General features: G+C 44.3%; 1 protein-coding gene. It reads left to right on the forward strand.

All coding sequences use genetic code 11. From position 1 onward, the window contains the following. Positions 1-350 (forward strand): hypothetical protein (locus AB4486_RS27820; RefSeq protein ID WP_372120040.1); only part of this gene is annotated, 350 nt, incomplete at both ends.

Genomic DNA, 350 nt, shown 5'->3' on the forward strand with positions numbered 1-350 from the left:
TTCTTGTCCAGATATCCGTTGGTTCATTCAACATAATAAATTAACGATAGCAAAGGCGTTGAACTGGAAAGTACAGCTATACACGAATCAGTATGAACAGGGAACATTCTATCGTTCTCGTGTTGAAGCTGCAGTTCTACCGCTGATTAGGCATTATCTAAACACCGCTGGATACGAGGTAGAGCTAGAAGTGCCCTATCAGGAATGCATTGAACGAGTGTCATGTCCTGACAAAGCAGATCCTTCTACGGTGCGAAGCGATGCCTATATACATCACGCGCCTATACCGACAATTATTGAACTCTATATGTCGGAAGACGGTGGGGCTCCTGTAACAGATCGCTATATCG

This window comes from Vibrio sp. 10N.222.55.C6, assembly GCF_041473395.1.
GTDB lineage: Bacteria > Pseudomonadota > Gammaproteobacteria > Enterobacterales > Vibrionaceae > Vibrio > Vibrio crassostreae_C.